This window comes from Methylobacterium sp. Leaf112, from assembly GCF_001423295.1.
Classification (GTDB): Bacteria; Pseudomonadota; Alphaproteobacteria; order Rhizobiales; family Beijerinckiaceae; genus Methylobacterium.
Map to the genome: position 1 here is coordinate 78,793 of NZ_LMNG01000031.1, position 26,826 is coordinate 105,618.

18 protein-coding genes and 1 pseudogene are annotated in these 26,826 nt (G+C 67.1%); 5 read left to right on the forward strand and 14 right to left on the reverse strand.

Going from position 1 to position 26,826, the window contains the following annotated elements; genetic code table 11:
• Positions 1-203 precede the first annotated feature (203 nt).
• Positions 204-1,158, reverse strand: a protein-coding gene (locus ASF52_RS22170) for an IS630 family transposase (protein WP_156630183.1) whose coding sequence is annotated in 2 segments (ribosomal slippage) — positions 204-819 and positions 818-1,158 — 957 coding nt in all. Because the reading frame shifts where the segments join, the coding sequence is not laid out codon by codon here.
• A gap of 377 nt (positions 1,159-1,535) precedes the next feature.
• Here ASF52_RS22170 and ASF52_RS16275 point away from each other — a divergent pair.
• Both ASF52_RS16275 and ASF52_RS23760 read left to right on the forward strand, forming a co-directional pair.
• Positions 1,536-2,963, forward strand: a pseudogene (locus ASF52_RS16275) (IS1182 family transposase); the annotation flags it as partial.
• A gap of 333 nt (positions 2,964-3,296) precedes the next feature.
• Positions 3,297-3,515 (forward strand): DUF6538 domain-containing protein, encoded by a 219-nt coding sequence (locus ASF52_RS23760; protein WP_443136689.1) that lies wholly within the window; start codon positions 3,297-3,299, stop codon positions 3,513-3,515.
• On the opposite strand, the gene ASF52_RS16280 is transcribed toward ASF52_RS23760, so the two are convergent.
• The 3 genes from ASF52_RS16280 to ASF52_RS16290 are packed head-to-tail and all read right to left on the reverse strand — an operon-like array spanning position 3,482 to position 6,161.
• Positions 3,482-4,918: a TadE/TadG family type IV pilus assembly protein gene (locus ASF52_RS16280; RefSeq protein ID WP_056174285.1), complete on the reverse strand. Its 1,437-nt coding sequence runs from the start codon at positions 4,916-4,918 to the stop codon at positions 3,482-3,484. The genes ASF52_RS23760 and ASF52_RS16280 overlap by 34 nt on opposite strands.
• Positions 4,900-5,616: a TadE/TadG family type IV pilus assembly protein gene (locus ASF52_RS16285; protein ID WP_056174287.1), complete on the reverse strand. Its 717-nt coding sequence runs from the start codon at positions 5,614-5,616 to the stop codon at positions 4,900-4,902. Before ASF52_RS16285 ends, ASF52_RS16280 begins: the two co-directional genes overlap by 19 nt.
• Positions 5,616-6,161 (reverse strand): TadE/TadG family type IV pilus assembly protein, encoded by a 546-nt coding sequence (locus tag ASF52_RS16290; RefSeq protein ID WP_056174289.1) that lies wholly within the window; start codon positions 6,159-6,161, stop codon positions 5,616-5,618. Before ASF52_RS16290 ends, ASF52_RS16285 begins: the two co-directional genes overlap by 1 nt.
• A gap of 197 nt (positions 6,162-6,358) precedes the next feature.
• Here ASF52_RS16290 and ASF52_RS16295 point away from each other — a divergent pair, with 197 nt between their 5' ends.
• The gene (locus tag ASF52_RS16295) at positions 6,359-12,268 is read left to right on the forward strand and encodes a DUF3320 domain-containing protein (RefSeq protein ID WP_056174291.1); all 5,910 of its coding nucleotides are present in this window, start codon (positions 6,359-6,361) and stop codon (positions 12,266-12,268) included.
• Between the two features lie 19 nt (positions 12,269-12,287).
• Here ASF52_RS16295 and ASF52_RS16300 read toward each other — a convergent pair whose 3' ends face one another.
• Positions 12,288-13,361: a DUF808 domain-containing protein gene (locus ASF52_RS16300; RefSeq protein ID WP_056174951.1), complete on the reverse strand. Its 1,074-nt coding sequence runs from the start codon at positions 13,359-13,361 to the stop codon at positions 12,288-12,290.
• A 142-nt stretch (positions 13,362-13,503) separates the two neighbouring features.
• Positions 13,504-14,850: an L-serine ammonia-lyase gene (locus ASF52_RS16305; RefSeq protein WP_056174294.1), complete on the reverse strand. Its 1,347-nt coding sequence runs from the start codon at positions 14,848-14,850 to the stop codon at positions 13,504-13,506.
• 373 nt (positions 14,851-15,223) lie between these two features.
• Here ASF52_RS16305 and ASF52_RS16310 point away from each other — a divergent pair, with 373 nt between their 5' ends.
• Positions 15,224-16,258, forward strand: coding sequence for a cysteine synthase A (locus ASF52_RS16310; protein WP_056174296.1), 1,035 nt, complete (start codon positions 15,224-15,226; stop codon positions 16,256-16,258).
• A gap of 127 nt (positions 16,259-16,385) precedes the next feature.
• Positions 16,386-16,910, forward strand: a complete 525-nt coding sequence (locus ASF52_RS16315; protein ID WP_056174297.1) for a hypothetical protein — start codon at positions 16,386-16,388, stop codon at positions 16,908-16,910.
• Between the two features lie 496 nt (positions 16,911-17,406).
• Here ASF52_RS16315 and ASF52_RS22175 read toward each other — a convergent pair whose 3' ends face one another.
• From ASF52_RS22175 to ASF52_RS16355, 8 genes are all read right to left on the reverse strand, one after another.
• Positions 17,407-18,141 (reverse strand): Crp/Fnr family transcriptional regulator, encoded by a 735-nt coding sequence (locus ASF52_RS22175; protein WP_082479408.1) that lies wholly within the window; start codon positions 18,139-18,141, stop codon positions 17,407-17,409.
• A 639-nt stretch (positions 18,142-18,780) separates the two neighbouring features.
• Positions 18,781-19,041 carry a hypothetical protein gene (locus ASF52_RS16325; RefSeq protein WP_056174301.1) on the reverse strand — a complete coding sequence of 87 codons (261 nt, stop codon included), beginning with the start codon at positions 19,039-19,041 and terminating at the stop codon, positions 18,781-18,783.
• A 384-nt stretch (positions 19,042-19,425) separates the two neighbouring features.
• The gene (locus ASF52_RS16330) at positions 19,426-20,682 is read right to left on the reverse strand and encodes a Zn-dependent hydrolase (RefSeq protein ID WP_056174302.1); all 1,257 of its coding nucleotides are present in this window, start codon (positions 20,680-20,682) and stop codon (positions 19,426-19,428) included.
• 93 nt (positions 20,683-20,775) lie between these two features.
• Positions 20,776-21,804, reverse strand: a complete 1,029-nt coding sequence (locus ASF52_RS16335) for an ABC transporter ATP-binding protein (RefSeq protein ID WP_056174304.1) — start codon at positions 21,802-21,804, stop codon at positions 20,776-20,778.
• 175 nt (positions 21,805-21,979) lie between these two features.
• Positions 21,980-23,035, reverse strand: a complete 1,056-nt coding sequence (locus ASF52_RS16340) for an ABC transporter ATP-binding protein (protein WP_056174307.1) — start codon at positions 23,033-23,035, stop codon at positions 21,980-21,982.
• The gene (locus ASF52_RS16345; RefSeq protein ID WP_056174309.1) at positions 23,032-23,952 is read right to left on the reverse strand and encodes an ABC transporter permease; all 921 of its coding nucleotides are present in this window, start codon (positions 23,950-23,952) and stop codon (positions 23,032-23,034) included. The genes ASF52_RS16340 and ASF52_RS16345 overlap by 4 nt, the downstream gene beginning before the upstream one ends.
• Positions 23,952-24,905, reverse strand: coding sequence for an ABC transporter permease (locus tag ASF52_RS16350; protein ID WP_056174311.1), 954 nt, complete (start codon positions 24,903-24,905; stop codon positions 23,952-23,954). Before ASF52_RS16350 ends, ASF52_RS16345 begins: the two co-directional genes overlap by 1 nt.
• 184 nt (positions 24,906-25,089) lie before the next feature.
• Positions 25,090-26,640, reverse strand: a complete 1,551-nt coding sequence (locus ASF52_RS16355; RefSeq protein ID WP_244473862.1) for an ABC transporter substrate-binding protein — start codon at positions 26,638-26,640, stop codon at positions 25,090-25,092.
• Positions 26,641-26,826 lie beyond the last annotated feature (186 nt).

The following is a 26,826-nucleotide window of genomic DNA, read 5'->3' on the forward strand; positions in this document are numbered from 1 at the left end:
ATACCGAGCGCGGACGTCCGGTCACTGGTCGGGATACGCACCATCTGCGCGGGTCGATCCGAACCCCAGGAAGGCCGGTCGAAGGCCACCCCGCGTGTAGGGGGTGCAACCGCCCAAGCTACTCTGGCCCGAGCATGCCGGCATGATCGTACAGGAATGCCGATGCGAATCGCCCTTTCGCTTCCGCCTTGAGCGGCATCCGATCAGATGGGATCGAAGGTTTCGTAGCCTGCGGCCACGAGGTGGTTGCGGCACTCATTCGGTGTGAAGCGCCCGAAGGCCTGTTTGAGCGTGTCGTAGTCGTCCACAAGCGTGCGGGCGCCCTGGGCTCGCAGACGGACCTTGAGCTTGGCAGAGGCAAGTTCGATCGGATTGAAGTCGGGCGAGTAGGCCGGCAGGTAGAGCAGGCGGGCGCCGGCCGCCTCGATGCGCTCGCGGATGCCGCTGACCTTGTGAGCGGGCAGGTTGTCGAGCACGACCGCGTCACCCTGCTTCAGGGTCGGCACCAGGGTCTCCTCGACATAGCGGCGGAAGCGGATCCCAGTCATGGGGCCGTGGAAGAGCGCGGTCGCCGTCAGGCCGCTGGCCCGCAGTCCCGCCGTGACCGTGATGGTCTTCCAGTGCCCGAACGGCACGACCACCCGGCAGCGTTCGCTACGCGGCGCCCATCCGTAGCGACGCGCCATCTTCGTGTTGGTCGCGGTCTCGTCCAGGAACACGAGCCTGCCCGGATCGAGGTCGGGCTGGCGCTCGAACCAGGCCAGGCGCGCCGCCTTTACATCCTCCCGATCCTGCTCGGCGGCGTGCCTAGTGTTTTTTACGCGTGATGCCGTGGCGCTTGAAGAAGCGGGACAGGCGGCTGACCCCGACCTTCAAGCCGTATTCGGCGAGTTGCGCGCGCAACTCGTGCAGGAACAGTTCGGGCCTGGCCTCGTCGGTCTGACGGATCAGGTCGGCCTGGGCCTCGCTGAGGTGTGAATGCTGATCGCTGCCCATCGGCTTGGCCCATGTGCGTCCTTCCCGCACGAAGGCCTCGTACCGGCGCACGGCGCTGGCAAGGCTGACCTTGAACCGTCTGGCGGCTTCCCGGCGTGAGGCGCCTGCCTCGATCGCCACCACGACGCGTTCACGCAGATCGGCTGACAGGCCTGAGGGCATCCAGCTCTCCTCCTTGGAAAGCCGCGCATCGAATTACATCTGCGCCGCCCTCGAAACCCCAGTCGATCCAAGCCGATCGGACACCGCTCTAGAAGCTGCCACCCATCCCGCGAAAGCGGGTTCGTTGACCGAACGAGGCTGTGTGAAAAGCGGACGCCACGCTGCGGCTGTCCGGCCGTTTCGGAGAGCGGCGGACAGGCTTTTTTGACCACCTCCATCCTGGTCGTTGCAAGATCGCAAGGAAGCTCAATGAAACCTGCGTCGTTGCTCGTTCGACCTCTTACGCTCAAACATCGAACGATGATCAGCGATTTCTAGCTATATAAATTTGATCTGATGCGCTTCGTCTTAGACTTATTCTCCAACGGAGACTTGGGATAACACGCTTTTTCGAAGCTGCAGATCGTCACAAAGTTGACCGACTTCCTGATTGCCTGGACGATTACGTCACGCACGATAACCCGACCCGCGTCATCGATGCGTTTGTCGACGAATTGGATCTCGCAGCCCTCGGCTTTGCCGGCGTGAGGCCCGCCGCGACCGGCCGACCGGGCTATCATCCCGCGACGCTGTCGAAGCTCGACCTGTACGGTACCTGGACCAGATCCCGTCGAGCCGGCGCTTGGAGAGGGAGGCCGGCCGCAATGTCGAGCTGATGTGGCTGATCGGCCGCCTTGCACCCGACTTCGATGCGATCGCGGACTTCCGGCGCGAGAACGGGGACGCGCTTCGCGCCACCTGTCGGCACTTCGTGATGTTCTGCCGGCAGGTCGGCCTTCTGGCCGGAGGCGCCGTGGCCGTTGACGGCAGTCGGTTCAAGGCCGTGAACACGCGCGACCGAAATTTCACCCCGGCCGCGGTCTGAAGGCCCTTCGAGCAGGTCGAGACGCGCATCGTGCGCAACCTTGCGGCCCTCGATACCACCCACCGTCAGGAGGCCGATGTGGCGCAGATTCGAACCCCAGGCCTGAAGGAGCGGCTTCCCGCACTCCGGGATCGGTTGCGCACGCTGCAGGCGATGGAGACGCTCGTGGAGGTCGCGCCGGACCGACAGATCCCGCTGACCGACCCCGATGCGCGGGCCATGGCGGCGAACGGCAAGGGCACCGGGCTCGTCGGCTACAACGTTCAGGCCGCGGTGGACACGAGGCATCACCTCGTCGTCGCCCATGAGGTGACGAACGTCGGCCACGACCGCATCCAACTCGCCAACATGGCAGGCCAGGCGCAGAGCGCCATCGACCAGGAAACCGTCCAGGTCCTGGCGGATCGCCGGTACTTCTCCGGCGAGGAGATCCTGGCCTGCGACCGAGCGGGGATCGCGGTCACGCTGCCAAAGCCGATGACATGCGTGCGAAGGCCGAGGGCCGCTTCAGCAAGCAGGACTTCGTCTACCGGGCGAGCGACGACACATACCGCTGTCCGGCAGACCAGACGCTGACCTGCCACTTCGAGGGGATTGAGAACGGGATGACCCTGCGGCGCTACTGGATGTCGGCCTGTCCTGCTTGCCCGATCGAAAACCTTTGTACACCCGCCGAGCAGCGGCGCGTCACACGTTGGGACCATGAGCACGTGCTGGAAGCCTTCCAGCGCCGGCTCGACGAGAACCCGAACGCGATGCGTGACCGGCGCCAGACGGTCGAGCGCGTCTTCGGCACCCTCAAAGCCTGGATGGGGGCGACCCGCTTCCTGACCCGGGGGCTGAAGAACGTGGCGGTGAGATGAGCCTGCAGGTTCTCGCCTACAACATGAAGCGAGTGATCGCGATCCTCGGTGCCGGTCCGCTCATCGCGACCATCCGGGGGAAAGCCCGGCTTCTCTGCGGAACGGGTGGTCAGGTCCTTCCCGACCTCCGATGCGTTCTCACACAGCCTCCAGCCCGAATGGACGCTCATGACAACACACGAACTGAGGCACCACCCCGCCTTGAAGACGGCGCCCTGATTGGTATTTTACATATGAACGTAGCCAGTAATGGCGTGTGGAACGTTCGCGAGAGGGCGTACGGCCTGTTTTCGAAAAATGTGGTGGATTACCCACCCTTTCCGCCGGTTTCGATAAAAGGTCAGTAATTACGGTAGGTTGCTGACACGCAACGGCTTCGTACGCCCCGGCTGGTACATATGCCTCCACCAATGGCTCGTCCCTGGAAGAATCACAGCAGCGATGTCTACTACGTTCGGAACGCTGTACCGGCCCGGCTGCGTGGCCTCGTGGGCAAATCACGCGAAAAGGTTAGCCTCGGGACACACTATCCGGGGGAGGCCCGTCGGCGTCATACTGAGGCCGTCTTCGAGATCGAACGGCGGTCGCTCAATAATCAACGGGTCAGGCGGGCGACCTGGAGAGCTTGATCGAACATGGCGTTGAGCGACGCCGTGATGTCAGCGGGGGTGTTCGCCGTGTAGAAGAATCCGGGAGACGCGCAGCTCCGCAATGGTGTCGCGAGACCAGGGCTGAATCCGTTCACTAGATTGTTTTCTCTGGCGACATCTCCTCCGAAGTCCTGGAACTTGATGATATTGTACGGAATATAGAGCACCGACACGGTCGCGCCGGCATTCTTCAAGTCGGTGCACTTCGATGGGTCGATCTGCTTCGGCTTCGATCCATCCCAACGTGCATTGGGATACAGGAGAAATTTTGACGGATCGCCAGGGTAATAACGCTTGATTCCAAGCAGCAGGGAGTGGTTCTGATCATTCTGCATTCCATCCGTGATCAGGAACACAAACGGTTTGCGAGAGGTCGCTGCCGTGCCGTCGCCGAATGTCGCGATCGTGGATTTCATTTGGGGCAACACCGTTTCGAAATGCGTTCCCCCGCTCCCAGTCCCCGTGCTCGGATCTCCGTTAATGAACAGTTGCGTGCTGCCAGTGTCGAGAAGGTTCGTCAGAGCGAGAGGCCAGGGTTTACTGCATTGAGCGGTTGTGCTGAGGGTCGCAAGGTCGCTCGTAACCCCTGCCAACGTCGCCATTTGATTGATGAACGGATACAGGCCGACCCGGTACTGGTTGGGAACGAGGGGTAGGGCGGCTCTCCTGATGAGTGAACAAACGGCATCGTTGACCGCGTCAGAGCGCAGCTGAATCTTGCCCGCGGCAAGATCCCATCCGACACGGCCAGGAAAGTGGCAGGCGAATTGGCAGCCCTGCCTGTAGTTGTCTTCCTTCAGGTCGTTGTTTTTGAGTGCTAGCTTTTCCATTCCCTCGTCCGAGGTCGGCAACCCCATCGAGCCGGACACATCAAGGAGCAGGTAGAAATCGAGATAGCTCGCGATATCCGCCGAGGCCGTCACCGTGTTTGAAATCAGCGTCGTAGGCGTCCCAAAAATCGGCCCGATGGTATTCTTGACGGTGGCCGAATAGCTCACCACTGCGGTCAGGGTTTGCGCATTGCGGCTTACCTGAGGTGTTGCAAGTGTGACTTGACCGAAGGTGATATTGCCCATGTTGGCGTTGAATGCGTTGACCGCTTTGGTGGTGCCGGCTGCGAGTGCGTTGGCCGAGACATTGGTCTGGCCGGCATTGCTGGAAATGTAGGCCTTGGCCGTGACGACCGCCGCGATGGCGGCGGCGTCGGCGGCCATGTCGAGCTTGGTCTTGTTGCTGGTTGCGATCCCGTAATCGACTCCAAGACCGATCATGCCGATGATGGGGATCAGGCTGAGGCCGAACAGAACCGGGATACTGCCTCGACGCGAAGCAACGAGGGCCGCTCCGTGACCGCGAAGCCTGTTCACAGGAAGCCAGGACATTTCACAGCGATCCCATCGTCATTCGTGATGTCGTACTTGATCTGCGTGGCGTAGCGCGGCTGCAGATAAATGGAGCGTGCAATGCGCACAGGCGCGATGAACGTGGCGCCGAACGTCGGGCGGAATAGAAACACGACGTCGACGGCGATGATGGAATCGGGTCCGAAGACGGATCGCGGAAGAGAGGTCCTCGAGGGCGCTGCGGCATCGGCGGCGGGACTCTGCGGAATCGCGCAGGGGCGATAATTCCCGCCGGCGGTCCCCATGCTCGTCCAGGCGACATTGGCCTGATAGCAGACGGTCGGATCGGAATTCGCCAAGCACGTCAGGATTTTCGGCGTGAAGACGATGCTGGCGAAGTTGATCGAGATATCCTGCCACCATTCCAGATTTTGCTGAGGTGCATCCGTCATGAGATAGGGAAACAGGACCAGTGCCGCGTCGAAGCTGAAGTGCAGGTCGAGGCTGTTCACGGTGGCGATCGTCGACCCTTGGGGTGGGGCGGTCTGAGCGATCATCTGGCTGATCGAACTCGCGATCAGGTCGATCTTTCGTGATGCGTTCACATAGGTGATCAGCTGGATGCCGCCGGCCATGATGGCCAGGAAAACCGGCAGGATGAGTGCGAATTCGATGGCCGAGACAGCGCGCCGGTCACCCAGGAAGCGCCGCGTGGCGTGGAGTGGCCCGCGGCTCATCAGAATTGCTCGTTGCGGAACGCCGCCGATGAGACGGCGAGATAGGCCGGCGCGCCCCTGTAGACCGTCCCCCCGCTCAGCCAGGAGATGACCGCGACGGTGGGGAGCGTGATCGGATAGATAACCTGAAGATACTGAAAGTCGCCCCGAACACCGAGGGTGTAATTACCAGAACCGCTGGACAAATCGGGGATCAGCAAACCGCTCTTGTCCGGCTTCACGAAGGTATAATAGCCCGCTGGGCCGCCGGCCTTCGGAACCACATACAAATTGATGACGATGTTCTCGCAAGGAATCGGCTTCGGGAGATAGCTGCACAAGCTGGTCCGGAATGCCGAACTGCCCATCGATTGGGCCTGCGCAGAACCGGTTATGATCTGCCGGCTCGCCTGAGCCGTCGCGTAGTCGAGGACTTGGTTGAGATAAAGCACAAGGGCCGCACTCAGGATGAAGACGATCACCAGAATTGCGATAAGCGATACGATGGCGAACTCGACTGCCGTCGCGCCACGTTCGTCATACAGATATTGCTTCACCGTCCGCATGCGAGATTCTGGACTTACATATGTGAAGATCCGGTGAAAACCGTCGGCATCCGCCCCGCATCGTGCCCAATCCGCTTTTGAAACGCAGCGAAGCCGCGTGATCTTCTAAACCGCCCCTTCACCGAGAACGGTGTAAGGTACCGCTTGCACAACCTCAGGATGAGCCCCAAAAGACGTTTCCGAGGAGGGAGCGGACGGTGTCTGACGGGTTCATCGAGATCGGATGCGAGGGCGCAGAGCACGTCAGCCTTGCCGCTCATGCGAACGCGATCCCCGTGCTGCGGGAGATCGTCGTCCGCAACGGCCTTGCGGCGGATCTGAGCGAGATCGCGCTGCGGATCGAGAGTCGTCCGCCGGTTGTGCGACCCCTGATCCTGAGAATCGACCGGGTCGCGGCTGGCGCCAGCCACACTGTTTCGACATCCGACATGCGTCTCGACGCGGCCGCCCTCGCCGGCTTCACCGAGGCGAGCCACTTCGATCTTGTCGTGAGCCTGACGGAGGCCGGCGGCGCCGTGGCCGAGACCGTGCGGACCCTGCGTTTACTGCCGCCGACCCATTGGGGCGGCGCGGCCAGCGCCCCGGAGCTCCTCGCCGCCTTCGTCCGTCCCAACGACCCGGCCGTCGACGGAATCTTACGGGACGCCGCGACGAAGCTCCGGGCGGCCGGCCGCGACCCTGCGCTGAACGGTTACGCGGATGGCACGAAGGCGCGGGTCTGGGAAATGGCGGAGTCGATCTGGGCGGCGCTGGCCGACCGGCGCCTCGCCTACGTGCTGCCGCCGGCGAGTTTCGAGCAGACCGGGCAGAAGGTTCGGGGGCCATCCGACATTCTGGAGCGCCGGGTCGGCACCTGTCTCGACCTGTCGCTCCTCTACGCGGCGTGCCTGGAACAAGCCGGCCTCGGCCCCCTCGTCGTCCTGACGACGGGGCACGCCCTGGTGGGCCTGTGGCTGACGGATACGGCGCTGCCGGGCGCCGTCCTCGACGACATGCAGACCTTGCGCAAACGGCGGGATCTCGAGGACATGATCCTCGTGGAGCTCACCCTGCTGACCCGAACGCCGCCGGCTCGGTTCGAGGCGGCCGTGAAGCATGGCGCTGGCCAGGCGGAGGAGGGCGCGCCCGCCGACCTCGATGTCGCTCTCGACATCAGGCGCTGCCGCCGACACGGCATCCGTCCCCTCGATCTCGGCGGCGCCCGGCCGATCGATCCGCCGCCCGTCGAATTCGCGTCCCTGGACAGGGGGCTGTCCGATCCGCCGCCGTTCCGGGACGAGGAGATCCGCCGGGTCGAACCTACGCCCGCCGGGCCCGTCGACCGCCTCGAACTCTGGAAGCGCCGGCTCCTCGACCTCACCCTGCGCAACAAGCTCCTGAACTTCAGACCCGGCAAGGCTTCCGTCACCCTCGCATGCCCGGATGCGGACACACTGGAAGATCGCCTCGCCGCCGGGCACGCCCTTCGGTTCATGCCCGCGCCCGGGCCCCCCGAGGGTCAAAGCACGAATGCGGCGCCGAGGTTTCGGTCGGACGACGCCCAGCGCCAGGAGGTTGCCACGGCCCTCGCCGGCGACGATGTCCACACGACGTTAACGGCGGACGAACTCGATCGGCGTCTCCTCGATCTCTATCGCCTTGCCCGCAACGGCTTCGAGGAAGGCGGGGCCAATGTTCTGTTCCTCGCCGCGGGCTTCCTGTCCTGGACGCGCAAACCCGGCGAGGCGGCTCACCGCGCGCCCCTGCTTCTCATCCCCGTCGCCCTCCAGCGGTCGAGCGCGCGGGCAGGGTTACGCCTTACACTGCATGACGACGAGATTCGCATCAATCCAACGCTGATCGAATTGCTGCGCCAGGATTTCCGTCTGTCGCTGCCCGAACTTGAGGACGACCTGCCGCGCGACGGCGCCGGCATCGATGTCGCCGCGATCATCCGAACCGTGCGCGGCCACGTCCGTGACCTCAAGGGCTGGGAGGTCGTGCCGGACGTCGTCCTGTCGACCTTCTCGTTCACCAAATTCCTGATGTGGAAGGATCTCGTCGACCGAGCCGACCTCCTCAAACGCAACCCGGTCGTGCGCCACCTCCTCGAGACACCGAAGCACGCCTATGGCGACGGTACACCGTTCCCAGAGCCGGGTCGCCTCGACGCCGAGCACCCGCCCGATACGGTGTTCGCGCCGCTCTCAGCGGATTCCTCGCAGCTGTCCGCCGTGATCGCGGCGGGCCAGGGCAAGGATTTCGTGCTGTTCGGCCCGCCCGGCACCGGCAAAAGCCAGACCATCGGCAACATGATCGCCCATTGTCTGGCACAGGGGCGCACGGTGTTGTTCGTCTCGCAGAAGACCGCCGCCCTGGAGGTGGTGCGCCGCCGCCTGCAGGAGATCGGGCTCGGCGATCACTGCCTCGAAGTTCATTCGACCAAGGCGCAAAAATCCAGCGTGCTCGCGCAGTTGCGAAAGGCCTGGCACGAGCGCGCGGCGCCGTCCCGGGCCGAGTGGGGCGCCGCCACGGGCGAACTCGGCATCCTGCGTACCGAACTCAATCGCCTCGTCACTGCGCTGCATCGTCGGCGCGAGAACGGAATGAGCGCCTACGAGGCCTTCGGCCGGGTCGTCTCCATGGGAACCACCGCCCCGCCCGTCACCCTGGCGTGGCCCGAGCACCGTGCTCACGATGCCACCACCCTCGCGCAGCTTCGGACCGCCTGCCGCGACCTGCGGCCCGTCCTGGCCGCCCTCGGTTCGCCCGTCGGCCATCCCCTGCTGGGCCTCGCGGCGAAGGACTGGTCGCCGGCCTGGCGGGATGCCACCGCGGCGGCGATCATAGCGCATTCGGACGCCCTGATCGCCCTACGGGCCAGTGGCCAAACCTTCGCGCGAGACCTCGGCCTGTCGGAGCTGCTGTCTACGGTAGCCGGAACGCGGGGTCTCGTCGTCCTCGGCGCTTATCTCGTTCGCCCGGAGGCGGCGTGCGGCGTCGCCTTCCTGGCCGATGCCACGGGCGACCTGCGCCGGGCCGTCGCCGCGCGCGCACGGTTCCAAGCCGCACGGGACGCGGGGCTGGCGCGGCTCACGGCCCACTACCGCACGGGCCTCCTCGACGCAGACCTGCCGGCGCTCCTCGACGATTGGGTAGCGGCAGAGGGCGCCAACTTCCTCATGCGCGGCGGCCGGCTCAGGCGCGTCGAGGCGCGGGTGAAGCCGTACGTGGATGGTCCGATGCCGACCGATCTCGGCGCCGACCTCGCCGGCCTCATCGCCGTCGCCCGCCATTTCCGGGCCGGGTGCCCAGAGGACGCTCAGCTTGCCGGCCTCGAGCCTCCCTGGAACCGGCCCGAGACCAACGCGGACGCGTTTCAGGCGCCCCTCGATTGGGCGGAGAAGATCGAGAAGCTCGTGGCGGTTCTCGGTCCGCAGACTCTCGGACCGCAGACCGCCGGGCGCGATGCCCTGCGCGACCACCTTGTGCGGTTCGTTCGGGGCGAGGGGCGGGGGCTTGCCGAGGGGGGCGGCATCGCCCGGGCTTACCGGGCGTTCGGCCGCGACCGGGCTGCCGTCACGCGGACCGGAGCCGCACTGGCACGCCTCGCCGGCCGCAACGACCCCCAGGAGCCCATCGAGCCGGGGCCGAACTGGATCGACGCCACCCTGAGGCGGATCTCGAATTGGGCCGGTGGGCTCGGCCGAGCGCAGGCGTGGTGCGCGTGGCAGGCCGCCTCCGCGACCGCCCGTGCCGCCGGCCTCGCCCCGCTCGTCGATGGACTGGAAACCGGCCGGCTCACGCCCGACGCGGCCGAGCCGGCGTTCGAGGCCGCCTACGCGCGCTGGTGGATCGACCGGGTGGTCTCCGATGATCCCGTCCTCGCCCGTTTCCTACCCGAGCGCCACGAGGATGCCATCGCACGCTTCCGCGCCGCCGACATCCGGGTGGCCGATCTCGCCAAGCGCGTGGTCCGCGCCCGGCTCGCCGACGGCGTCCCGGCCCCCACTGCCTTCGGCGCGGATCCCGAATGGGGCACCCTCTCGCGCGAGCTGACGAAGAAGGCGCAGCACATGCCCCTGCGCAAGCTGTTCGCGAAGATGCCCAGGGCGCTGACCCGGCTGACTCCCTGCGTGATGATGAGCCCGCTCTCCATCGCCCAGTACTGGCCGCCGGATTCGACGCCGTTCGACGTGGTGATCTTCGACGAGGCCTCGCAGATCGCACCCTGGGACGCCATCGGGGCCATCGCGCGCGGCCGGCAGGCGGTGATCGTCGGCGATCCCGAGCAATTGCCGCCGACCAACGTCGGCGACCGGGGCGTCGACACCATCGAGGACGGGTCCGACGTCGCCGACCAGGAATCGATCCTCGACGAGTGCCTCGCCGCCAACATCCCGCGGCGTAACCTCGACTGGCACTACCGCAGCCGTCACGAGAGCCTCATCGCGTTCTCCAACGCCCGCTATTACAGCGGGCGGCTCGTCACCTTCCCAACGCCCGTCACCGACGATCGTGCGGTTCGCCTCACCCTGGTGCCGGATGGACTCTACGAGCGCGGCGGAGCTCGTGTGAACCGGCCCGAGGCGCGGGCCGTCGTCGCCGAGATCGTCCGGCGCCTGCGCGAGCCAGCCTTCGCCGTCGAGCGCCGGTCGCTCGGCATCGTCACCTTCAACGGCGAGCAGCAGCGCCTCATCGAGAACCTGCTGGACGAGCAGCGCCGGGCGCACCCCGACCTCGAACCGTACTTCGACCGTGACCACTGGCACGAGCCGGTCTTCGTGAAGAACCTCGAGAATGTGCAGGGCGACGAGCGCGACGCGATCCTGTTCTCCTTGGCCGTGGGACCCGATGCGACCGGCCGGGTCGGCAGTACCGTTTCCTCCCTCAACCGGGAGGGCGGGCACCGGCGCCTCAACGTCGCGATCACCCGGGCGCGCCGCGAACTCGTGGTCTTCGCATCCCTTCGTCCCGAGCAGATCGATCTCGGCCGCAGCGGTGCGCGCGGGGTGCGCGACTTCAAGCATTTCCTCGAATTCGCCGAGCGGGGCCCAAGGGCGCTCGCCGAGGCGTTCGCCCCGACCGGCGGCGACGTGGAATCGCCCTTCGAGGCCGCCGTGATGGCGGCGCTGGCGGCCAGGGGCTGGACCGTCCACACCCAGATCGGAGTCTCGGGCTTCCGGATCGACCTCGGCGTCGTCCACCCCGACGCGCCGGGCCGCTATCTCGCCGGCATCGAGTGCGACGGCGCCACCTATCACCGCTCGGCAACGGCGCGGGACCGGGACCGTCTGCGCGAGCAGGTGCTCGTCGACCTCGGCTGGCGCATCCGCCGGGTCTGGAGCACGGATTGGTGGATGGATGCGGGCGGCGCCCTCGAAAAGCTCCACGCACGCCTGACGGACGATCTCAGTGCCGACCGCCGGCAGGCCGCCGAGGTTGCGGCGGCCGCCGAACCGCCCGTTCCCACGGTTTCCGAACCCTCGAGTCCTTCGCCGGCCGAGGCGTCGACCGGTGGCTCCGCCGATGCCTCGCTGCCCGAATCCGACGATGCTCCACCGGCGCGGCTCTATGCCGACCGCGCGACTTCGCCCGACCCGGCGCCATCGACCCAAGTGAGCTATCGCCTCGCCGATCCGGCCGCTATCGGCGTGCCCATCGAACCGGCCCGATTCCACGAACTCGCCTACCGGCCAGTCCTGGCAGCGGCGATCGCGCACGTCCTCGCCGTCGAAGCACCGATCTACGAGGATGTCCTCGTGCGCCGCGTCAGTCGCGCCCATGGGATCGCCCGCGTCAGCCCGCCCGTCCGCGACGCGATCCTCGATGGCATCGACCGAGCCATCGCCCGCACGGACGACGAGGGCCGCGCCCTGCTGTGGCCACCGGGCGAGGCGCCAAGCGTGAGCCGGCCCCATCGTCCGGCCGATCCGGCCGTGCGCGGCCATTCCGAGACGCCGATGCCCGAGCTCGTCGGCCTCGCCGAAGCCGTGCCCGTCGGGACCCCGGACACCGACCGAGTCCGCCTCATGGCGCGCGCCCACGGCCTCTCCCGGGTCGAGGCCACGACGCGCGCCCGCTTCGAGCGGGCCATCGCGTTCATCGAACGCCCTACGCCCGACTGAGGCCGGTTGGAGCCTCGCCTCAATGCCCAGCCGACGCCGGCTCCGTCTTGCCCGACCCGAACAGAGCGCGGACCCACCGGACGAGGGGTGCCAGGACGAACTGCGCCACGGGAATCGTCAGGCCCCCGGCAACGAGACCGATCAGGCCCGACAGGGTTGCGGTGGTGAGCCATTCTGCGGCGGCGGCAACGCTCGGAACCGCTGTGGCCATCCACTTCGCCGCATCGTGGACGAGGTGGGCGGGGGCGGTGACGCCGAAATGCTCCAGGCCGTGTAGCAGGATGCCGCCGCCGACCCACAGCATCGCGGCGGTACCGAGGATGGCAAGGCCGCTGAGGAAGTACGGCATCCCGACCACGAGGGCGCGCCCGAACCCGCGTGTCACCGGTCGCAGGGCGCGGTCCGGGCCGGAGGCGGCCCCCGGTCCCGCGTCGCGCAGGCCCAGCAGCGTCGAGGCCGGGCGGTCGTTGGCGGCCAGCGCCACGCCCGCATCGTCCGCCTTCACGATGAGGGCGACGGCGCCGTAGACGAGGAGGGTCACGCCGATGCCCACCACGGCGAGGATCGCCGCCTGAGTCACCGTCGATTCCGTGGTGAGGGAGGCCAGCGTGAGGGCCATCACCTCGGCCGAGAGGATGAAGTCGGTCTGGATCGCGCCGCGCACGCGCTGGTCTTCCTGCGCCTGAGCATCCTGCGGGCCGGTGGCGACCGCCGCCGCGGGGGCATGATCGGAGGCCGGCACGAAGGCATGGAGGATCTTCTCGGCGCCCTCGTAGCAGAGGTAGAGTCCACCCAGCATGAGCAGGGGCGTGATCACCCACGGCACGAGGTAGCTGAGCAGCAGGGCGCCCGGCAGCAGGAACAGGAGCTTGTTCTTGAGTGACCCCACGGCGATGCGCCAGACGATGGGCAACTCGCGCGCGGCGGCGAAGCCCACGACGTAGCGCGGCGTCACGGCGGCATCGTCGATGACGATGCCGAGCGCCTTGGTGCCGGCCTTGCCGGCCTGGGCGACCACGTCGTCGAGGGAGGCCGCCGCCACCCGGGCCAGGGCCGCAACGTCGTCGAGTAATGCCAGAAGTCCGAAGCTCACGGTCGTCCATCCCCGGTCCGGCGCCATCCGCGTCGCGCCCCGGACAGAGGCATGACACGGATCGTCGCATCCGCAAGCCGAAGCGTGCCGATCGCAACCGACAAAGCACTGTATCCTTCCGCAACCGGCGGGTGGCCCGACCTCAACAGGCCGCGACGTTCACCGCGAGGCCCCCCAGGGACGTCTCCTTGTACTTGTCCTGCATGTCGGCACCGGTCTGGCGCATGGTCTCGATGACCTCGTCGAGGGAGACGCGGTGGATACCGTCGCCCCGTAGGGCCAGGGAGGCGGCCACCACGGCCTTGTTGGCCCCGAAGGCGTTGCGCTCGATGCAGGGGATCTGGACCAGACCGCCGATGGGATCGCAGGTCATGCCGAGATGGTGTTCCATGGCGATCTCGGCGGCGTTTTCGACCTGCTCCGGCGACCCGCCGAGGAAAGCCGCGAACCCGGCGGCCGCCATGGCGGCGGCGGAGCCGACCTCGCCTTGGCACCCGACCTCCGCGCCGGAGATCGACGCACGGGTCTTGATCAGCCCGCCGACAGCCGCGGCCGTCAGCAGATAGTCGCGCCCCCGTGCCTCCGACCAGTCGGGGCAGAAATCGCGGGCGTAGCGAAGGACGGCCGGCACGATGCCGGCCGCCCCGTTGGTGGGTGCCGTGACCACGCGACCGCCCGAGGCGTTCTCCTCGTTCACCGCGAGGGCGAACAGGCTGATCCAGTCGACGATCTCATGGGCCGGGCGCAGGTTGCGCAGGCGCCCGGCCGTCAGGTCCTCGTGCAGGCGTCGCGCCCGGCGCCGGACCTTGAGGCCGCCGGGCAGTTCACCGCCCTGGCGCAGGCCGCGCTCGATGCAGGCGAACATGGCCTCCGCGATGGCATCCAGGCCCTGATCCACGGCTTCGGGCGAGCGGGTCGCGCCCTCGTTGGCCCGCTGCACGGCGGCGATGGACAGGCCGGTGCGGGAACAGACCGCCAGGAGTTCCGCCGCACTGGCGTAGGGCAGGGGAAAGGCCGCCTCCGGTCCCGGCTCGGGCCCGGCTTCGGACACCACGAAGCCGCCGCCCACGGAATAGAACACCTGGGCGAGGCGGGAATCGTCCGCCGCATCGAGGGCCGTGAACCGCATCCCGTTGGTGTGGAGCGGAAGCACTTCGGTGAAATTGAACACGAGGTCGTGGGCGGGATCGAAGGCCGGGCCGCCGAGCCACAGGCGCTTGTCCCGGGCCAGATCCGCCACGAGACCCGCAACGGCGTCGGGATCGATCCGGTCCGGCGCATGCCCGAGGAGGCCGAGGGCCACGGCCACGTCGGTGCCATGGCCGCGCCCGGTCCAGGCCAGGGACCCGAACAGTTCGGCCCGGATGCGCGCGACGTTCGTCATGCCCCGGACGCGCTCGCGGAACCGCAGGGCCGCCACCATGGGGCCGACCGTGTGCGAGCTCGACGGGCCGATGCCGATCTTGAAAAGGTCGAAGGCACTGATCATCGGCGTGGGAATCCGGGTGGGTGACGGGGGCCGATGCGCGCGTCCTACGCCGTTTCGCGGACCCTCACAAAGCGAGACGGCGAGGCGGGGAGCAGGAAACGGGCCGCTCGCACGCCCGGCGCGGATCGTGGGCACGGAACGTATCTTCCCCGGGCGGCCGGGATCGGAGAACGGCCGCCTCCCGCCGCGGCGCCGGGACGGTCATTCCTCCAAAGATGAAATGCCGCCCGGGAAAGACCGCCCCGGCGCTTGAGATCGGGGCGGGAATCCTCGATTCCTTCCCATGCGCGCGTCGCGCCGGCCGGCTGTCGTGGGCGAGGGCGGATGGCGGCGAGTCGACGCGCGACGGATCTCCTACGGAACGGCACGCCCCATGACGCGGCATCAAGACATCCTCTCGGCCATCGGCGGCACGCCGCTGATCCGGCTGGCGCGCGCTTCCGAGGAGACCGGGTGCACGATCCTCGGCAAGGCCGAGTTCCTGAATCCAGGCCTGTCGGTGAAGGACCGCGCCGCCCTCTCCATCGTGCGGGACGCGGAGGCGCGCGGGCTCGTCCGCCCCGGCGGCACCATCGTGGAGGGCACCGCCGGCAACACCGGCATCGGGCTCGCCCTCGTCGCATCCGTGCGCGGCTACCGCACGGTGATCGTGATTCCCGAGACGCAATCGGCCGAGAAGAAGGAAACCTTGCGGCTCGCGGGCGCCCGTCTCGTCGAGGTGCCGGCGGTGCCGTTCTCGAACCCGAACAACTACGTCCACGCCGCGCGCCGCCTCGCCGAGGCGCTCAGTGCCACCGAGCCGGCAGGCGCGTTCTTCGCCGACCAGTTCGACAACGTCGCCAACCGGCAGGCCCATGTAGAGACCACCGGCCCGGAAATCTTCGCCGCCACGGACGGCGCCGTCGACGGATTCGTCTGCGCGGCCGGCACCGGCGGGACCCTGGCCGGCACGGCGCAGGCCCTGCGCGCCCTGAAGCCCAGCATCCGCATCGCGCTCGCGGACCCGGAGGGCTCGGCGCTGCACGCCTACTACACCGACGGCACCCTGAAGGCCGAGGGCTCCTCCATCACAGAGGGCATCGGCCAGGGCCGGGTGACCCGCAACCTCGAAGGTTTTCGGCCGGACCATTCATTCCGCATCCCCGACCGCGAGGCCCTCGACCACGTCTTCGGCCTCATGCGCGAGGAGGGCCTCAGTCTCGGGGGCTCATCGGGGATCAACGTCGCGGGAGCGATCCGGCTGGCGCGGGAACTCGGTCCGGGCCACACCATCGTGACGATCCTGTGCGACGGTGCCGCCCGGTACGCCTCGAAGCTGTTCAACCCAGGCTTCCTGAGAGAGCGCGGCCTGCCGATCCCGGGCTGGCTCGAAGGGACGCCCGAAGCGCTCCCGGATTGGCGGGCGTAGGAATTCTTCGAGCGCGTCGTCCCTTCAAGAGCGCCGAACAGAACCGTCTGCTCTAAGCCGGAGCTGAAGGGACCTACCGAAGGCGAGCCGTGATGCCGGACCGTCGGTAGAAAGAAAGAGGTGTAGCATGGTGGATCGCAGATCGTGGCTCCGGGCCGGCGCGTTGTCGATCGTTGCGCTATGGACCTGCTTGCCGGCCTTCCCGGCGACGGCACAGGGGATCAGCCTGCCCGACGGCGCCGAGGCCGCGGCAAGGCTTCCTCCGGGCGACGTGATGGCGAAGGCGCAGGCCCTTCTCGAGGTGGGTCGCGGAGACGAGGCGGCATTCTGGTTCTATGCTGGACAGTTGCGCTATCGTAGCTATCTGGCAGCGCATCGCGATCTTGATCCGACGGGGCACCCGGCTCTTTTCGCCGCGCTTATCGAGACGATTGGGCGGCCGGTGAACGAGTACGCCTTCGGCGACGTCACGAAGCTGGCAAGTACGATCTCGATGGTTCTGGAATGGGATCGGCGCTACCCCGATCCGTCGCTGGCTGGCGCTGGGCACGAAAAGACGCGAAACGGTCTCGAAGGCCTTCGAGAGCAGATCATGGCCCAGGCCGATAGCATCCGCCGCGAGCGGCAGCAGCGGGGATTGCCAAACCGGTAGGAGCCGCCGACGGGGCCACAGCGATGCCGTTCTGTCAGGCATTCTAAGCTTGGCGGACTTCATCGGGCCAGCGCGACCAATCCGATCGTGACGCGCCGACCTCGGACGCCCGACCTCGAAACGTCCGCCAACAGGTTTGCATTCACGCCGTCACAACCTCGCCCGAGGCGGCCACACGAATTCGGGGGATGGAACACACCTGCGAACCGGCGCATCCCTTGCCCCGGAGCGCCGAGTGTTGACCACGACACCACCATTCCCAACCGGTGACGGCGAAAAAGGTGGACGCATGAGCGGCCACGACTGGTCGGGCTCGCCGCTCCGACCTCCCGAGACTTGGCCCGTGCCCTCGGTGTGGTCGCCGGCCTGATGTTGGGATCGGCCTTTCCCGTGTTCGCCGCGTGGGAAGCGGCTGTCGAGTTCTTCGCCGAAAGCGGAACCCACGGGTTCGAATTGTTGCACAAGTCGTGTTGTGTCGAGGCTCCGGCGCGAACCCTCAAGCGGCGCGCGCCTCCGACACGCCCGGCATGACGTCGGCGTACACGGATTCGGGTAGCCCGTACGCACCCGCTGCCGTGCCGAGCAGTAGGGCGCGATCGCGGATCACGATCATGCCGCGATGGATCGCGACGGCTCCCCGGGCTACGAGGCCGTGCAGAGCCATCGTCACGCCGGCGCGGCGCACGCCGAGGATCAGGGACAGGAACTCGTGCGTCAGTGTGATGTCCTCGCGACCGAGGCGGTCGTGGCTCATGAGCAACCAACGGGCCAGGCGCTGTTCGATGGGAAAGCGCCCGTTGCACAGAGCCGTCTGCGCCACTTGGATCGAAAAGGCATAGGCGTAGCGCAGCAGATGCAGATGCAGGATGCGGTTCGCGGCCAAAGCCTCCTGAAAGTCTGAGGCCGGGATACGTAGAACCCGACATGGGATCTGCACGAAAGCATCGTACGGCGCCTGCTCGACTCCGTAAAGAAGCGGAAGGCCCGTCATACCCTCCGGGCCAACCAAACCCGTTTCCATTCCGATATCGCCTGGCGTTCGAGCGACAATAGAAATGATACCCGGGCCAGGAAAACACACATGCGAGATCGTCTCGAGGGACGTTTCGACGACATGATGCTGGTCCAGCGATACGGACGTGAGATGTGGAGCGAGCGCCTCGAATAGATCCGGCCGCAGATTGGCCAGAAGTCTATTCTGTAAACCGGTTTGATCGAGATGCGGGGGCATGGCGGGGCCTGTATCGAAAGGACTGTTTCATTTGCCTGTCGGGTACTGGGTTTGACCGTTTGAGCCAGATTCGGTATCCTTACTTAGATACAATTTAGAAAATTAATTCAAGTTAGAAAGTAGGAGGAATTTCATAGTAATTATTTCTTATTGAAAGGCTCGGTCCCGCAGCCTTGCAATGGAAATTGTCCACGTTTTACGCGCTTGCTGAACTTCCTACGCGAAATCTTGACGCTACTTGCCGCGCTGCGTGTGTGAGTGATCCGAACCGTACAAATGACGTTCGGCGATTGGACGCGGGCGTTCAGCCAGTCACGCGGAAAGATTCTATCGCGGGCGAATTCAGTCGATCGGAGAGGTCCGAGTCGCGAGGCCACCGGCGCCGCTCCGTCGCATGGAATGCGATCCGCACCATCGAAGCCGCACAGCTTTCGTTAAACCGACGATGCGGGTGCAGGGCAGAGATGAGCACCCGCAGAGGCGACGCTCCAATCCAATGAGGCGAAACCGATTCGATGGAAACCCCGCCGGCCACGTGGCCCGGCTTCATCGATGCCTCCTCCACAGGCTTACTTCGCCAGTGGCTGGACTTCCGGATACTGGTTAGCCTTTCTGAAGCCCGTAAACTCCTGCGTGCGGTCAATTGCAGCCGATGCAGATGCCCTTGGTGATCTCGTTGTCTTTCTTCTGCTGATTCGTGAGCCGATCGGCATTCCGGTCGACTTCTCCACCCGCTGCGGCGCTGGGAGGCTTGGTCTGGCCGACCGAGGTGGTGTTGGCGGCGCGCGATGTCGTCGTGACATCCCCGCCAGTACCAGTTTCGGCCGGAGATTGTGCCACGGCGGCGCTGACGGTTCCGAAGGAGAGGATGAGGGCGCCGACGAGGAGTTTCGGTGTCACGGGCGTGGTCCTTGGCGAGGTGGAGCTGCTCCCTTCCAACGGGTACGGCGCAGGCCGGTTCACGAGCGTATGCGCGTTTCCGTGTGACACCACACACGGACCGATTGCATTTCCGGATCTAGCCCGAGGAAGGCAGGCAATGCTGTCGCGGCTACGATGCCACGACCGTAGTCGGATCGCTACCGACCCCAGTGATCCGCGCTAGTAATCGCTGTCAGCGCGATCGCCCCCTAACGCAATTACGCCGGATCGGCCCGGGGGAGCGACGGCACGAACTGCCGGGGTTAGAAGCTGGCGCTTGTCAATCTGCACCTTGGAGCTTCGGCACGCGGCAGGGGGCGGCGGAGGGAAAGCGCGCCGCCGGTTCGTCGGTCCTCCAAGGCGTCAAGGCGCCGCCGGTGAACTCGCGAGGGTCAGAACCGTCTGGAGCAGGAGGTCGGCCCCGGCGGTACAGTCGGCCTGCGTCGCCGACTCGGACTCGTTGTGACTGATGCCATCCTTGCACGGCACGAAGATCATCGCGGTGGGCACCCGGAGAGCGAGGTTGCAGGCGTCGTGCGAGGCGCCCGAGACCATGCGGCGGTGGGGCAGGCCGAGGCTCTCGGCGCCCCGCTCCACGAGGGCGACGAGGCGGGGATCGAACGGCACCGGCTCCTGGCGCCACACGGCGTCGAGGGTGATGGCGAGGTTGCGGCGTGCGGCGATCTCGGCGAGCGCCGCGCGCAGATCCGTGTCGATGGCGTCGAGGGTCGCGGCATGGGGATCACGCACATCGAGGGTGAAGCGGACCCGGCCGGGGATCACGTTGCGGGACGGCGCGCCGATCACCGCTTCGCCCATGGTCGCGACAGCGCTCGGGCCGTGCGCGTGGGCGATGCGCTCGACGGCCAAGGCCACTTCGGCGAGGCCGGTAAGCGCGTCGCGTCGGCGTGGCATCGGCGTGGTGCCCGCATGGCTCTCGAATCCCGTCACCGTGCCGTCGAACCAGATGATGCCCTGGCCGCCCTCCACCACCCCGATGGTCTTCTGCTCCGCCTCCAGGATCGGCCCCTGTTCGATGTGAAGCTCGACGAAAGCGCCGATGGCCCGTGACCCCGTAGGTTCCGTGGCGACGATGCCGAGGCGGGCCAGGGCCTCCGCCACGGTGGTCCCATCCGCATCCGCCCGGGCGAGGATGTCGGCCACCGTGAAGGTGCCCACATGGGCGGCCGACGCCATGGTGGCGGGGGCGTAGCGGGAGCCCTCCTCGTTGGTCCAGTTGACGAGCAGAATCGGCGCCTCCGTCTCGATACCCGCATCGTTGAGGGTGCGGACCATCTCCAGCCCCGCCAGGGTGCCGAGGATGCCGTCGAAGCGCCCGCCCGTCGGCTGGGTGTCGAGGTGCGAGCCCGTGGCGATGGGCCGCCGGCTCATGTCCCGGCCCGGCCTGAGGGCGAACTGGGTGCCGAGTTCGTCGGTGCCGACGGTCAGCCCGGCGGCCTCGCAGGCGTTGCGGAACCAGTCGCGGACCTGCCCGTCCTCCAGCGACAGGGTGAGGCGGTTGATGCCGCCCGCCGGGGTTCCGCCGAACGCCGCCGTCTCCATGAGGGTGGACCAGAGGCGCGCGCCGTCCACGCGCAGGTTGTGCCGTGCCGTGCCCATGCGGGCTCCTTGTTCGCTGATCGATGAGGGCTCCCCCACGAAGGGAGACGCGCGCACCCGTGGCCCCCGTCCGAAGGCCAAGGACCGGCCGGTCTAGTGAGCCACTTCGAGGACCCGTGCCCGGTCGCCCTGGAACGCGGCCTGCGCCGTGTCCGTACGCCAGCACGCCGCCCGGTGTCCCGGCGCGACGGCAACGTCCGGGGGGGCGTCGACGTGGCATCTTTCCTCCGCGAGGAAGCAGCGCGGGGCGAAGGGGCAGCCAGGCGGGCGGTTGGCGAGATCCGGGGGCGAGCCCGGGATCGTCTTCAGACGCGAGCCCTTGGCGAGCGCCCCGTCGGCGCGGCTGCGCAGGAGGCCGATGGTGTAGGGGTGGTGGGGGTTGAGCACCACGTCGCGGGCGGAGCCCTCCTCGACGATCCGGCCGGCATACATCACGGCGATGCGGTCGGCGACCTCCACGGCGGCGCCGAGGTCGTGGGTGACGAAGAGCGTCGAGAGGCCGAGTTCGGCCTGCAGCTCGCGCAGGAGCAGCAGGATCTGGATCTGCACCGTGGCGTCCAGCGCCGTGGTCGGCTCGTCGGCGAGCAGCACCTGCGGCCGGCAGGCGAGCGCGAGGGCGATCATAGCGCGCTGGCGCATGCCGCCCGACATCTCGTGCGGATAGGCGTCGAGGCGCCGTTCCGGGGACGGAATGCGGACGCGTTCGAACAGCTCGAGGGCCCGCCGGCGTGCGGCCTCGGCACCGATGGTCTCGTGCTGGCGGATCGCCTCGGTGATCTGCTTCCCCACCGTGTAGACCGGATCGAGGGCGAGGAGCGGCTCCTGGAAGATCATCGCCACCGCGCGTCCCCGCAGGGCGCGGAGCGCTTTCGGGGACAGCCTCATGACATCATGGCCGGAGACCAGGATCTCCCCTTCGATCCGCGTCTTGCGTTCGGGGTTGAGCCGCATGATGGCACGCAGGGTCACGCTCTTGCCGGAGCCCGATTCGCCGATCAGCGCCACGGCCTGGCCGCGCTCCAGGGTGAGATCGACCCCGTCCACGGCCTCGACCACGCCGCCGAACACCACGCGGAGGCCCCGGATGGCGACGGCGGGCTCCTTTGCGAGTCCGCTGCTCATGGGCGAGCCCTCCGGGCTATCGTGCGGTGCAACCGGCTCCCTCTCCTGGAAGGAGAGGGTTGGGATGCGGTGTGAGCCATCTCCGAAGAGGTCACACACCTCACCCTGTCCCTCTCCTTGCAGGAGAGGGGACCCGCGCTCGATCCGGTCAGTCTTCGGTGATGAGGAGGCCGGCTCATGCGGCCACCGACAGGGTGGGGGCGGCGGAGTGGCCGGAGCCCGGCTGGCGGGCGAGGCAGGCAACGCGGTGCTGGGGATCGACGGGGGCGAGGGACGGTGGTCGCGTCCGGCACACCTCCTCCAACAGGGTGCAGCGCGGGTGGAAGCGGCAGCCCGGCGGCGGATCGATGGGGTTGGGCGGGTCGCCAGCCAGCGGTGCCACCTCGGTGCGCGCGTCCGGGTCCATGGAGGGCATCGAGGACAGGAGGGCCGCCGTGTAGGGATGGGCCGGGTCGGCCAGAACGGTGTCGGCGGGGCCGATCTCCACCACCTGACCGAGATACATCACCGCCACCCGGTCGCAGATGAAGCGCACGACGTTGAGGTCGTGGGAGATGAACAGGTAGGTGAGGGCGAATTCCTGCTTAAGATCCATGAGCAGGTTCAGCACCTGCGCCTCCACGGACTTGTCGAGGGCCGAGACCGCCTCGTCGAGGACCACGAGGCGCGGCTCCAGGGCCAGCGCGCGGGCGATGTTCACGCGCTGGCGCTGCCCTCCGGAAAGTTCGTGCGGATAGCGCGCGGCGAAGCGCGAGGGCTCCAGGCCGACGCGGGCGAGGAGCGAGCGCGCCCGCTCGATGGCCTGGCGTTTCGGCACGCCGTGCACCCGCGGCCCGAACGCCACGGAGCCCTCGATGGTCATGCGCGGGTTGAGGGAGGCGTAGCTGTCCTGGAACACCATCTGGGTCTGGGCGCGGAACTCCCGCCAGGGGAGGGCGCGCCCGCCGATGCGCTCGCCGTCGAACAGCAACTCGCCGGCATCGTGCGGCATCAGCCCCATGATGAGCCGCGCCGTCGTTGACTTGCCGCAGCCGGATTCGCCGACGATCCCGAGGGTCTCCCCTTTCAGGATGTTGAAATCGACGCCGTCTACGGCGCGGACCACAGCCTTCTTGCCGCCGATCCCCTTCTTGACGGGGAAGTGCTTCACCAGCCCGTCGATGGAGAGCAGGGGCTGGGCCGGGCCGCCCCGGTCGCGGTCGTGCGGAACGGTGCCTGTCAGGACGCTCACGACTTCACCTCCATGGCGGACCTGAGCCCGTCCGAGAACAGGTTGAACGAGATCGACACGATGAAGATGGCGAGCCCCGGCAGCGCCGCGACCAGGGGGTTCACGTAGATCGCCGTGCGCAAGGTGTTCAGCATCAGGCCCCATTCGGGCTCCGGCGGCTTCACCCCGAGGCCGAGGAACGACAGGCCGGAAGCGAGGATCATCGACACGCTGATGAGGCTGGTGGCGTAGACGAAGATCGGCCCCAGCACGTTGCCGAGCACCTGCACCCGGAGGATCGTGAACGTCGAGGCACCCGACAGCCGGGCGGCATCGACGTAGTCGCGCGAGCGGATCTGCGTGGTCACGCTCTCGGCCACGCGGGCGATCTGGGGCACGAACACGCAGGTCAGCGAGACGATGGAGTTGAACACACCGGCCCCCAGCGCGCCCGAGAGCGCGATGGCGAGGAGCACGGACGGGAACGCGAAGAACACGTCGACGGTCCGCATCAACACGGTATTGACCCAGCCGCCGACGTAGCCGGCGAGGATCCCGATCCCCGAGCCGATGACGAAGGCCAAGATGACCGGGGTGACGCCGATGAACAGCGACAGGCGCCCGCCCATCATCAGGCGGCTCAGCATGTCGCGGCCGAGCTCGTCCGAACCGAGGATGTAGGTGGCGTCGCCGATGGGCTTGAGCCGGCGCAGCATCGAGCCGCGATACGGATCCATGGGGGTGATCCACGGCGACAGGATCGCCACGGCCACGATGGCGAGGATGATGCAGGCCGCCACCATCGCCACGGGATCGCGGACGAGCTTGTGGCCGACCTGCCCCCAGAAACCCCGCGAGGCCACGAAGGCGTCGGGGGTGGACGAGGCGGGAGAAGCCCCGCCTGCGATGTCGATGGCCGGTGCGATCGTGTGTGCCATCAGCCCCTCTCGATGCGCGGGTCGAGCGCCGTCTGCACGACGTCGACGATGAGGTTGAGGGCGACGAAGAACATCGCCAGGACGAGGATCGAGCCCTGCAGCAGGGGCAGGTCGCGCTGGAAGATCGCGGCGTTGAGGAGGAAGCCCGTGCCCGGCCAGGCGAACACCGTCTCGATGAGGATCGAACCGCCGAGCAGGTAGCCGAGCTGCAGGCCCATGATGGCCAGCGCCGTGGGGGCCGCGTTCTTGACGACGTGCCGGAACACGCCGAACTCGCTCATGCCTTTGGCCCGCAGCGCCCCGACGAAATCCTGGGCCAGGATGTCGCCCACCAGGGCCCGGACCGTGCGGGCGATGACCCCCATGGGGATCACCGACATGGTGAGGGCCGGCAGGATGATGTAGCGCAAATGCTCGAAATCGGGCCGCCAGTTGCCCGAGCCGTCCGGGCCGGCGCCGGTGGGCGGCAGCCAGCCGAGCTGGGCCGAGAACACGATCACCAGCACCATGCCGAGCCAGTAATGCGGCACGCTGACCCCGAATACCGACACGGCGGAGGCGAAGCGGTCGAGGATCGAGTTGCGGAAGTATCCGGCGACGAAGCCGAAGACCATGCCGAAGGTGAAGCCGATGAGCGTCGCAACGGAGGCGAGGATCAGGCTGTTGACCACGGCGCGGCCGACCTCCTGTGCCACGGGCCGCCCGGTGGCGATGGAGATGCCGAGATCCCCCTGGAGCACGTGCCAGAGCCAGATCACGTACTGGACGGGCAGCGGTTTGTCGTAGCCGTAGGCCGCCCGCATGGCGTCGATGGTCTCCTGCGTGGCGTCCACCGGAAGCACGGCGCTCAACGGGTCGCCGGGGGCGAGGTGGACGAGGAGGAAGCACACCACGCTGACGCCCAGCGCCACGGGCGTGACGGTGAGGAGGCGCTGGAGGATGAATCTCAGCATGGGGACACCTCAGTGAGTGGGCCGTCCCGCCCGTAGCCCTCATCCCGAGGTGACCGCGAAGCGGGCCTCGAAGGATGGTTCCAATAGCCTCGGCAGAGGCTGGAGGCCTCCTTCGAGGCCTCCGCTTCGCTCCGGCGCCTCAGGATGAGGTGATCGGGTGGGGGCGACATGGATGCGCCTCCGGTCACTTGCCCATGGAGATCGGCGAGAAATCCTGGAACCAGTTCTGCGCCTGGACGAAGCCCTTCACCTTCGGACTCATGGCCCGGGGATTGGTGTCGTGCGCCACCATCAGGAACAGGGCCTCGTCGACGTACTTCTCGTGGACCTTCTCCAGAACCTTGGTCTGCTCTGCCGGATCGAAGGTGGTGCGCACCGCGTCGAACAGCTTGTCCATCTCGGGGTCGCAGTAATGGCCCCAGTTGGTGCCGTTGGGCGCAGCAAGATTACATTGGAGATGGCGGATGAACCCCGTGAAGGGGTCCTGGATGAAGTACGAAAAATTCATGCCCGTGGCGTTGCGGGACATGTCCGCCTTCGCGCCGCCGCGCCACAGGTTGATGAGGGTGTTCCACTCCACCACCTCGAACTCGACCTTGATGCCGATATCGGCGAGATTCTGCTGGATGAGTTCGTTCATCGGCAGGGGCTGCATCTGGCCCGATCCGGACGGCGCGATGAGGATCTTCGTGACGATGGGCTTCTTCGGCCCGTAGCCGGCCTCCGCCAGGAGCTTCTTGGCGGCTTCCGGATCATAGCCCGGTTTGAAGGTCGGCTTGCCGAACCAGGCCGAGCCCGGCGGCATGAAGCCCTGCGCCGGGATCATCAGGCCGTTGAGCATCTCCTTCATGCCTTCGCGGTCGACGGCGAGGTTGGCGGCCTTGCGCACGCGGATGTCGTTCCACGGCGAGCCCTCGACGCGCGACAGATGCCAGGTCCAGTTGTGCGGATAGGCGTTGGTGACGATGGAAAAGCCGGCGCCTTTCAGCGACGCCACGGCGTCGGGCGGCGGCGCCTCGATCCAATCGACCTGGCCCGAGCGGAGCGCGGCCACGCGGGCGTTGGCTTCCGGCAGGGGCACCAGCACGAGCTTGTCGAGCTTGGGCACCCGCGCCGTGTCCCAGTACGCCTTGTTCGGCACCATCTCGGCGCGCTCGCGCGGCGCGAACAATGTCATTTTCCACGGACCGGTTCCAGATGGGGCCTTGGCGAAGGCATCCCAGCTCTTGCCCAGCTTCTCCCACTGGGCCGGCGACGAGATCATGATCCAGGCGATCTGGTAGGGCAGGGTGGCATCGGGATTCTTGGTGATCACCTCGAGGGTGGTCGGATCGACGGCGCGGTAGCCTGCCACCGCCGGGATGCGGGAGCGCCCCTGCGCGGATTGGCGCGGATCGAAGTGCGGCGCGTCTGTCTTGAGGAGCTTGTCGAGGTTCCACACCACCGATTCGGCGGTGAAGGGCGAGCCGTCGTGGAAGGTCACGCCCTCCCGCAGCTTGAACGTCCACTTGGTCTTGTCGACCGGGTCCACGGTCCAGCTCGTGGCGAGGCCCGGCGCCAGCACCGAGGGCTTCGTCGCCGAGGACAGGTCCCAGTTGATGAGGCCGTCATAGACCGTATAGCCGGTGAACCGCATACCCTCGCCGCCATTGTCGGCCTGACCGGTGGTCAGCGGAATGTCGGAGGCGGTCATCCCGATCTTGAGGACGCCCTGCGCGAGGGCCGCCGGCATCATCAGACCCGACAGCAGGGTGATCGCGAGAAGGCGTCCTTTGGCGTGGGCGGGCGTGGTCCGACGCGTCGTTGAATCGATCATGCGCACACAGGTTCCTTCGGTGGGCCGAGCCCGGACGAGAAACTGTATGCAAACTGTCGGCCAGCCCGACCGGACTGGAGAAAGGAATCCCCCCAGTCGGCGCTG

Bases quoted from the DNA above. Each gene is read 5' to 3' on its own strand.
- ASF52_RS16355 (WP_244473862.1), bottom strand. From the start codon at position 26,640: ATGATGCCGGCGGCCCTCGCGCAGGGCGTCCTCAAGATCGGGATGACC.
- ASF52_RS16345 (WP_056174309.1), bottom strand. From the start codon at position 23,952: ATGGCACACACGATCGCACCGGCCATCGACATCGCAGGCGGGGCTTCT.
- ASF52_RS16290 (WP_056174289.1), bottom strand. From the start codon at position 6,161: ATGCGGACGGTGAAGCAATATCTGTATGACGAACGTGGCGCGACGGCA.
- ASF52_RS16350 (WP_056174311.1), bottom strand. From the start codon at position 24,905: ATGCTGAGATTCATCCTCCAGCGCCTCCTCACCGTCACGCCCGTGGCG.
- ASF52_RS16335 (WP_056174304.1), bottom strand. From the start codon at position 21,804: ATGAGCAGCGGACTCGCAAAGGAGCCCGCCGTCGCCATCCGGGGCCTC.
- ASF52_RS22175 (WP_082479408.1), bottom strand. From the start codon at position 18,141: ATGCCCCCGCATCTCGATCAAACCGGTTTACAGAATAGACTTCTGGCC.
- ASF52_RS16330 (WP_056174302.1), bottom strand. From the start codon at position 20,682: ATGGGCACGGCACGGCACAACCTGCGCGTGGACGGCGCGCGCCTCTGG.
- ASF52_RS16280 (WP_056174285.1), bottom strand. From the start codon at position 4,918: ATGTCCTGGCTTCCTGTGAACAGGCTTCGCGGTCACGGAGCGGCCCTC.
- ASF52_RS23760 (WP_443136689.1), top strand. From the start codon at position 3,297: ATGGCTCGTCCCTGGAAGAATCACAGCAGCGATGTCTACTACGTTCGG.
- ASF52_RS16305 (WP_056174294.1), bottom strand. From the start codon at position 14,850: ATGATCAGTGCCTTCGACCTTTTCAAGATCGGCATCGGCCCGTCGAGC.
- ASF52_RS16315 (WP_056174297.1), top strand. From the start codon at position 16,386: ATGGTGGATCGCAGATCGTGGCTCCGGGCCGGCGCGTTGTCGATCGTT.
- ASF52_RS16310 (WP_056174296.1), top strand. From the start codon at position 15,224: ATGACGCGGCATCAAGACATCCTCTCGGCCATCGGCGGCACGCCGCTG.
- ASF52_RS16285 (WP_056174287.1), bottom strand. From the start codon at position 5,616: ATGAGCCGCGGGCCACTCCACGCCACGCGGCGCTTCCTGGGTGACCGG.